Source organism: Yersinia aldovae ATCC 35236 (assembly GCF_000173735.1).
Taxonomy (GTDB): Bacteria; Pseudomonadota; Gammaproteobacteria; order Enterobacterales; family Enterobacteriaceae; genus Yersinia; species Yersinia aldovae.
Map to the genome: position 1 here is coordinate 1 of NZ_ACCB01000067.1, position 7863 is coordinate 7863.

Genomic DNA, 7863 nt, shown 5'->3' on the forward strand with positions numbered 1-7863 from the left:
AGTCTCAGGGATAATCTGCTGCGCAATCATCTGACGGGGATTGCTCGGGTCAATGGTCAGGGCATTAAGGGTGGCGCGGCGCTGTTCATTCACCAGTTTAGTTTGTGTGACATCGGGTGTCGGCAGGGTACCACCGCCATCACCGACCGCCATGTGGGTTATCTCTAAACGGGTGCCAAGTGCGGTGGCGCTCGCCAGTCTGGCCGTGCCGATATGGGTCAGTAAGGCAAAGTATTTATTCGTCATATTGAGTCCATTCATAGGGGTAAATGGTCATTTCGTCGCTGTCATAACTGGCGGCGCTGATGAGGATTGCCCCGTTAACCGCCAAATTAATCGACAGGCCATTCAGATGGCGACTGCACGGCTTGGCGTCGTCTATTAACCGCTCCAGTTCGGGATACATTTCTTCGGTAATGCCGGTTTCCAACACGCCAACATCCAGGCGAAAGGTGCCGGGTGTCTCGTTGGTTTTCCACCATTCGGTTACTCGAATAAGGTAGCCGAGCGGTTCAACCACGCGACGAATTGCGCCAATGGTGCCTTTGTGTTTGTGGACATACTGCGAGGACTTCACCACTGAGCGCTTAGTGGCTTCCGGCCAGTTCTCATCCCAGCGATCCACTGACCACGCCCATGCCAAATACGGCAATAATTCCAGCGGGCAGGTATCGGCGTTCCACAACTGACGAATCGGGACAGGGATGTTTTCTAGTTCAGCACAGGCGCGCGCGGCGGCCACTTCCAGCGCAGAAGAACCGACGGGTAATAAGCGGTCAGTCATCCATACCCCCGACAGTGATAGTGCTGCCGGTGCACCATGCGGCCTGGGTTTTATCCAGCACCACGTCGGCCAACGGGGCATTAATTACCGCCCGCTGGACGCCCTCAACATGCAGCGCGGCATACAGTGCTGACAGGCGAATGTCGCGCCCAAGGCGGCGTTGTGTGGTGACAAAGGCGGTCAGTTTTTTCTCAGCCGCCACGCGTACCGGCTCCGCCTCCGGCCCCGGATGCAGGTAGAGCACCGCGTCAATCTCATAATCTTCAATGCGGGCCGATTGCACCGTGACCCGGTCAGCCACTGGCCGCGTGTTCTCATCATTTAGCGCGGCCTCAACCACGGCCAGCAGTTCGGCTGAGGCTTCGCCGTTACCCTCACGCGATAACACCGTGACCGTGACACAGGCGGGTGTCGGGCTGATTGCCGAGGCATCGGCCACGCGGCCGTCGGCACTTTTGGCGTGATACTCATATGCACCCGTTGGCCCGGCGACACTCAACGCCTCGAAAGCCTGTGGAATTCGCACCCGGAAATCACTGTCAGATTCCATCACCGCGTCAATCGGCGGAATGGCCGTGGGGTCAGTCGGGATAATCACCAGCCGCGCAACGTTGTTATTTGCGCCGAGCTGGTCTAAATCACTGCCGACGGCATATGCCACCATCACCGCGCGGGCCGCATCGTTGACACGCTGGCGCAATATCACCTCGCGGTAAGCGTTTTCCTGCAACAGCTTGACCAGCGGTTCAGATTCCAGCGACAGAGTGCGGGCCACGGCGGCGCGTTGCTCCTCTGGATAAAGAGAAATTAGCGTGGCTTTGCGCTCGGCCAGCAAGCTTTCATAATCCAGTTCTTCCACCACAAACGGCGGCGGTAACAGGCTCAGGTCAATGGTTGCCATAGGGTCAGCTCACAGGGATGGTTAATGAAAGCGGAGCCGCGCTATCGCTGCGGGTGCCGGTGATATCGACCACCATCTTTCCGTCAAGGGTGGTTTCAAAGGTGATGCCGGTCAGCTTGACCCTCGGCTCCCAGCGCAAAATGGCACTGTAACTGGCGGCCATAATTTGCAGGCGCAGGGCCGGATTTTGCGGCTGGTCAATCAACTCCGATAACAGCGAACCATAAGCGCGGCGCATTACCCGCGAACCCACAGGGGTGATAAGAATGTCAGCGATAGACTGGCTGATATGGTCAGCGTCGGTAATGGCCCGCCCGGTATTGCGGCTCATGCCGAGATATTGGGTTGTGGTCATTGAATCCCCTCAAAATTCGCGCGAGTATTTCAAGTCAGTTTGCTGCTAATGGGCGCGGATAACATCTCAGGAGGGATGTGTGGGGGATGGGACAATAGGGGGAATTAGAACAGCCCGATAAGTCGGGCTGTTAGACATATCAGGCAAACACCACTTTCAGGCTACCAGGAGTGCGGCGTGCTTTCCCGACGACAATTTGTACATCGCGCCCCAAGCGAGTCAGGCACTCCAACATCTTGGCCTCGCTTATCCCTCGGAACTGCCCACGCAACATATTAGACAGCTTAGGCTGAGTCATCCCAAGCAGCTTGGCGGCCTGTTCTTGTGTCAGGCGGCGACTTTTAATAATGTTACCAATGGTGGTAGCAAGCTGTGCTTTCACCTGCATTTCTTCAGCATTATCTTTGCCAAGATCGGCATAAACGTTACCGCTGCTGATTTCGATATCATGGCTCATATTATGCTCCTTTAGCGTGGCTTTCTGCGGCTTTCAGCCGCTCGCGGATCTTATCCACATCTGGCTTTGGCGTGGCGATCCCTGATGAAGATTTTTTCTGGAATGCATGTAACACATACACCGCATGACCAAATTTAACGGTGTAAACCGCTCGGTAGGTATCACCGATGTAATCCTCAACAACTTCCAGTACACCCGCACCACCAAACCCTTTCAATGGCTTAGCTTGGGAATGTTTACTGCCCATCTGCGCCAAATGCAGGCCGTAGCCGAAAATATCTTGTACATCTTCAGGTAGAGATTGGAGATCCTTCTTACTGCTACCGACCCAATAAAGTGGCTTCATCCGCTAATCCATGCGTTAAATCATACCCATTTGGGTATAATTTAACACGCCATTTTGGTTGGAACAAATGCACATTTGCTGAATTTCACTTTATCCCCACTGTATTATCCTCACCGCGCTTAACGCCGCCGTGGTTATGCTTATCAACCACCACACTATTGGATGTGAACGAACCGCCTAAGTGCTCAATATTACCCTCCATTACGCCGCCTTTTTGTACCTACAGCGTTGCCACAGTCAGCTTGTTAGTACAAACCACCTCGGGTGCATCAAGGGTGATTTTTTGGCTGGCGGTAACGGTGACGGACGGCGAAGTTATGACGACGGAAACAGATGCCGCCACCTCGGCGGTTTTAATGCCGGTAACCATCAGTGCACCGGTCTCAGGTTCATACTCAATAACTGCGCCATCAGGAAAAACGATGTGATAAGCCTCGGGCGAGTTGGATGGCGGCGGGAACTCATCACAATAAATACCAGGCAGCACAAAAGCAGTATCTAACTCACCGCCAACGGCCAGTAGCACCACCTGCTCACCTAATGACGGTGCCCACCAGTCACGTGAACAGCCAGCGCGACGCGTTAGCCAGTTAAGCCAATCGGTTTGGATCTCACCGGTTTGGACACGACATAAGGCTCCTTCGGCATCGACGTCAATCACGACACCAGTACGGATAAGGTTGCGCAGCAGGCGCTGGATTTCAGAAAGTTGGGATTGTGTGCTCATGGAAGGAAGGATGCTTCTGTTTAAGACATACTTCCATCTATGAAAGTTGGTGGGTTGTTGCCACAACAAAGTACAGATTTAGAGATAATGTCCTCATTCTATTAAGAGGAATCGCTCATTAGCAGATATTCAAACGTATAAAGAAACGCCAAAGTAAATAGAACGCCAACAATACACTTAATATATTTAAAGGTTTATTTTTGAATTTAAAACTCTTTAAATAAATAAAACAAGGAATAAGAGCCAGTATAGCCAGTGTAACGGTAAAATCCCTGATATCATCGACAACTAAGGCTCTATGGGCGATACAGGCATTCTTTATTTCCACGCCATCAATGAACGATTCTTCCTTAAAAGAGGAAAGAAGGTATATTGCAATAAAACAAAGCGTGTAATATCCATACATGATTATTCTTTTCATTATTCAATACCCAATATTTTATATATAGTTGATTTCTTTTCAATAATTCTCCGTCCGTATGAGCTGTATTCTCGAACACTACTGCCCACCGGAGCTTCAATAGATTTTACGAAATCATCTTTATGCCTTTCTATACCACGATTATATCTGGAACCCGCCAAGATAATTTGCTCATCAGTTAAGTTACTGGTATTTATAATTTTTTGATTATCAAATAGAATTAATGACTTAAGATGCTTAGCAACAACTTTTATATTAAAAGAATCGGAAAGCAGACAATCGGCTAGTTTGTGTTGTTGTAACATTGTTAATGTTGATGGGTCTAATCCAATGGTTTCAGCCACTACTCTGATTTGCATAGCAATCAACCCGACAGAGGTGCTATTTGATGAGGTATTATCTTGCTTTATGGTATCAATTATAAATTGCCGAAATTGTAGAACCCCAGCAGATTTAAGTCTATCTGGCATTCCGCCAACTTCAGATACAGCGACACCGGCTAATAATAAAACAGGAATATTCTCTTCTTTGGCAACATTGATTATAAGATTTTTATGGTACGTTAAATAAGATGCTTTGTAGGCCCACAAATAATATTCACCAGTGACAAAATGCATGTTTTTTGGCAATAGTTTATATCTCAGGAGATCAGTTCCGGTAAATTTTGGAAAACCTAAACTATCAACTTTGCAAAACTCATTTCGAACCATAACATAATCCTTTGTTGTACAACGCCAAGTCCCTTGGCTAATATTATAAATGTATGTCCGAAAATACTAGAGTCTGCGAGGATTTTATCTATATATTTTTATCATTTAAGATTAATGCTCAATAAAAAAACAAGATTCCTTGAGAGATTTCTTAATTAAGATAACATTAATTGTGGATCATGCAGGTAAAAACCGTTGACCTAATTAATATTTATGTTTTGAATCATGATGTCTTCAGTATTTCAATTTGACTCACTCCCAACAAGAGCCGCTCTTTAAACCGCACCTCATGACAATGTGCCGACACCCTATCCCACAATCCTCCCTGATGCACCCGCGCCATTCGCTGCACTTACCCGACAAATGCCACGGTCACTACCTCCTATGTGCCTTTGACAGTCATATAGCGATTAGCGCGTAGCTTGGCGAACATAGCCCTTTTTACCAGCCCTTTCTTGCCTCGGATCGGTTGAACCTTGAGGACGATATAAAGAGTGCCATTCGGTACCTATTGCTATTTAATTCGCCTTTTCAGGTTAGTCAGTAAAGCCAACCGGTTTAGACACGACATAAGGCTCCATCGGTATCGACGTCAATCAAGACAACAGTGCGGATCAGGTTGCGCAGCAGGTTCTGGATTTCAGAAAGTTAGGATTGTGTGCTCACGGGGAAAGGATGCCGCCGAGGGGATTCTGCAGCAATTGAGTTAGGTTGCTTGAGCGTTCATATAACAACACATGGTTATAAGCGTTTAGTAAATTAAGTTTAAAAAGAATTAACAATCAGATTGATGACACTGTCATCAATAGCTCAAAACAGTGGAAAATTTTGATTTATGATAATTTATAAAAGTCAGTTTTATTATATATATAAAGCTATTATATTTAACATCGCAGTACACGTAACCTCTCATAAAATTAATCTGCCTCAAGGGTAAAAAATGAATAATAAAATAGCGTTACTATTTATCGCCTCTCTATTGGCGGGATGTGGTGACGATGATGCGATTGAATGCTCATCAACAGTGAGTACCCAAGCGTTAACTGATGTACTGAAAAAATCATCGATGCAACAAATTTCTCAAGAAACGGCCTCAGTAGAAAACGCTACAAATGCGATAAGACGTTCTGCGCTAGAAAAAATTGTTTTTGATGTTTCCAATATCACAACTACCAGTAAAGACCCCAACAGTTCTCTTCGAACCTGTGCGGCTACAGTAAGTATAAAAATATCACCAGAAGAATATAATGCATTAAGTGAGTTTTCACGCGAAAACTATAAATACAATCTAGATAAAGTAATGGAACGTCTGAATTTAGAACAAAATGCGAATGTTTTTTCTACCCAAGTTAACTATACAGTCCAACCGACTGATGATAAAAAGACTGTATTTGTTAAGGTTGCAGTAAATAATGGCGCATCTGCTGGTGCAGCTTATATTTCAACATTATCTATTTTAAAACCTATAGAAGAACAAAATAAAATAGAACAAGAAAAACGACAGCAGCAACAGGCTCAACAGCAGGCTCAACAGCAGGCTCAACAGCAGGCTCAACAGCAAATTGAATCTCCGGCTCTGAAGCCTGCGCAAGAGAAAATTCAGCAACAATCTCAAGTTATGACAGTGAACGAGGCTAGAGATAAATTCATGTCGGTAGACCAACAGCTTGGTGATGCATGGCATGCGTTAGATAAAGAAAAACAAAAGACACTACTTAATGAACAAAGACAATGGATCAAAAATAAAGAAGCAATCTGCGGGAAGATATCAGCAAAAGGCACTGATTTAGAAATAACAAAAATGTTTGAGTGTCAATATGACATGACTAAAAAAAGAATAAGCGAATTACAATTTAAATAATTGTAATTTTAGCTAAAAAATCAGAACTGATATGCCTAGTTAGTATTTCACTAGGTTTATCAGTTAACGACGATATATTACATAATGACTTTACAAATCCTCACTTACATTAATCATGTTACCATTAATAATATGATTAAGCTGATAATACTTGATCATCTAACATTGGGTTTTCATGTTCATAGGAACATAACACATGCTTGAATTGCCTGTTGAATTATACAAATTATCACTCTTTGTATTTGTCGTGATTTTTTTAATAATCAGAACTGGAGGGCTTTCGTTTCTATTCAGACTAATTACCAGACTATTTAATTTATCTTATACCAACACCCAAATGAAGAAAACTGAAAATATTGCATATGATTTACAGCTTTTCAAAGTAATGGACGGTGTTAACGCCAAAGATATTCACGATGCTCAGTTGATCAAAAAAGAAATGACCAATGGTAATATAAATAGAAAGGGAATGTTATTTACATCGCAGTTCGGATATGTTGGTGATAGTAAAAAACCATGGTATTTCTTTCCATTATACTCATTACTTATACTTACTTTTTTAGCTGCTTCAGCATACTCTTATTATGAAACATCTTTTTTCAAAGTGGGGTATTATCGTGTAAGTTACATGGATTATGATGAGTTTGTATCATTAGACCATATAACAGATGAAGATGATTATATCTTTACTAACAAAGACTGGTGCGAGAAGTTTTCAACTCTCGAACATGATATTTCGACTAGAAGCATTAGTTGTTCTCACTTGTTAGACTCGAAGGATGGGAACAGATCGAAGTTATCTAAACAAATAGAAAAAAGTGACATGATATATAGAATTTTCTTTTGGGGCAGCATCTTTTATTTTTTAATTTTCCTTTACCTATCAATTGAACTATTTAACTTCTATCAAGTCAACAAATATATATTGAAGCTAAAAGAAGAACAATAATAAACAGATATCCACAAGCCTGGTAACCTTGTGGATATTTCAAATAATAAAGCAGTTGATAATGGTCAGCTCTATTTCTTTGATATCATTATTGCTGACACCTATTAAAGCACGTCGTTCATATCGTACTTCTCGCCCCAACCTCCCCACCCTATCCCGCAATCCTTCTTGATGCACCCGCGCCATTCTTTGTACCTGCCCGACAAATGCCACGGTTGCTGCCTCTGTAAGTAACCCAGCTTTAGTTCCACGCACTTTTTGAGATTTCCGGGTTTTCAGCCATCAGCCGGTATTCTTCCGGTGTCAGGTTATTCAGGGATTCATGGGGCCGCTCACTGTTATATTCATTCAG

The 7863-nt window shown here is 44.2% G+C and carries 11 protein-coding genes and 2 pseudogenes; 2 read left to right on the plus strand and 11 right to left on the minus strand.

The genetic code is table 11. From position 1 onward, the window contains the following. The 9 genes and pseudogenes from YALDO0001_RS18635 to YALDO0001_RS18675 form a co-directional block, all read right to left on the minus strand. Window positions 1-246 (minus strand): phage tail protein (locus YALDO0001_RS18635; protein WP_042840551.1); only part of this gene is annotated, 246 nt, incomplete at its 3' end. Next, window positions 236-784, minus strand: a complete 549-nt coding sequence (locus tag YALDO0001_RS18640; protein ID WP_042840553.1) for a phage tail protein I — start codon at window positions 782-784, stop codon at window positions 236-238. The genes YALDO0001_RS18635 and YALDO0001_RS18640, both read right to left, overlap by 11 nt. Next, on the minus strand, window positions 777-1685 hold the full coding sequence (locus YALDO0001_RS18645; RefSeq protein WP_004705510.1) for a baseplate assembly protein: 909 nt from the start codon (window positions 1683-1685) through the stop codon (window positions 777-779). The genes YALDO0001_RS18640 and YALDO0001_RS18645 overlap by 8 nt, the downstream gene beginning before the upstream one ends. 4 nt (window positions 1686-1689) lie before the next feature. After that, on the minus strand, window positions 1690-2040 hold the full coding sequence (locus YALDO0001_RS18650; protein WP_004705511.1) for a GPW/gp25 family protein: 351 nt from the start codon (window positions 2038-2040) through the stop codon (window positions 1690-1692). A 139-nt stretch (window positions 2041-2179) separates the two neighbouring features. Beyond that, the gene (locus YALDO0001_RS18655; RefSeq protein ID WP_004705512.1) at window positions 2180-2497 is read right to left on the minus strand and encodes a helix-turn-helix domain-containing protein; all 318 of its coding nucleotides are present in this window, start codon (window positions 2495-2497) and stop codon (window positions 2180-2182) included. Window position 2498: 1 nt separating this feature from the next. Beyond that, entirely contained in the window at window positions 2499-2843 is a 345-nt protein-coding gene (locus tag YALDO0001_RS18660) for a type II toxin-antitoxin system RelE/ParE family toxin (RefSeq protein WP_004705513.1), read from the minus strand. An 85-nt stretch (window positions 2844-2928) separates the two neighbouring features. Then, window positions 2929-3570 (minus strand): annotated as a pseudogene (locus tag YALDO0001_RS18665) (phage baseplate assembly protein V). A 118-nt stretch (window positions 3571-3688) separates the two neighbouring features. Then, complete coding sequence (locus YALDO0001_RS18670; RefSeq protein ID WP_042840554.1) at window positions 3689-3991, minus strand: YjeO family protein; 303 nt, start codon at window positions 3989-3991, stop codon at window positions 3689-3691. After that, window positions 3991-4701: a hypothetical protein gene (locus tag YALDO0001_RS18675; protein ID WP_004705517.1), complete on the minus strand. Its 711-nt coding sequence runs from the start codon at window positions 4699-4701 to the stop codon at window positions 3991-3993. The genes YALDO0001_RS18670 and YALDO0001_RS18675 overlap by 1 nt, the downstream gene beginning before the upstream one ends. Before the next feature lie 940 nt (window positions 4702-5641). On the opposite strand from YALDO0001_RS18675, the gene YALDO0001_RS18680 reads away from it, so the two are divergent. Beyond that, complete coding sequence (locus tag YALDO0001_RS18680) at window positions 5642-6562, plus strand: lysozyme inhibitor LprI family protein (RefSeq protein ID WP_004705518.1); 921 nt, start codon at window positions 5642-5644, stop codon at window positions 6560-6562. Between the two features lie 196 nt (window positions 6563-6758). Then, window positions 6759-7511: a hypothetical protein gene (locus YALDO0001_RS18685; protein WP_004705519.1), complete on the plus strand. Its 753-nt coding sequence runs from the start codon at window positions 6759-6761 to the stop codon at window positions 7509-7511. 39 nt (window positions 7512-7550) lie between these two features. Here YALDO0001_RS18685 and YALDO0001_RS20465 read toward each other — a convergent pair whose 3' ends face one another. Beyond that, a complete protein-coding gene (locus YALDO0001_RS20465; protein ID WP_004705520.1) occupies window positions 7551-7766 on the minus strand; it encodes a phage virion morphogenesis protein in 216 nt (71 codons plus the stop codon). Further along, window positions 7753-7863, minus strand: a pseudogene (locus YALDO0001_RS18690) (integrase); the annotation flags it as partial. The gene YALDO0001_RS20465 and the pseudogene YALDO0001_RS18690, both read right to left, overlap by 14 nt.

Coding starts and splice junctions, on each gene's coding strand:
- YALDO0001_RS18675 (WP_004705517.1), bottom strand. CDS start 4,701: ATGGTTCGAAATGAGTTTTGCAAAGTTGATAGTTTAGGTTTTCCAAAA.
- YALDO0001_RS18680 (WP_004705518.1), top strand. CDS start 5,642: ATGAATAATAAAATAGCGTTACTATTTATCGCCTCTCTATTGGCGGGA.
- YALDO0001_RS18655 (WP_004705512.1), bottom strand. CDS start 2,497: ATGAGCCATGATATCGAAATCAGCAGCGGTAACGTTTATGCCGATCTT.
- YALDO0001_RS18660 (WP_004705513.1), bottom strand. CDS start 2,843: ATGAAGCCACTTTATTGGGTCGGTAGCAGTAAGAAGGATCTCCAATCT.
- YALDO0001_RS18645 (WP_004705510.1), bottom strand. CDS start 1,685: ATGGCAACCATTGACCTGAGCCTGTTACCGCCGCCGTTTGTGGTGGAA.
- YALDO0001_RS18670 (WP_042840554.1), bottom strand. CDS start 3,991: ATGAAAAGAATAATCATGTATGGATATTACACGCTTTGTTTTATTGCA.
- YALDO0001_RS18640 (WP_042840553.1), bottom strand. CDS start 784: ATGACTGACCGCTTATTACCCGTCGGTTCTTCTGCGCTGGAAGTGGCC.
- YALDO0001_RS18685 (WP_004705519.1), top strand. CDS start 6,759: ATGCTTGAATTGCCTGTTGAATTATACAAATTATCACTCTTTGTATTT.
- YALDO0001_RS18650 (WP_004705511.1), bottom strand. CDS start 2,040: ATGACCACAACCCAATATCTCGGCATGAGCCGCAATACCGGGCGGGCC.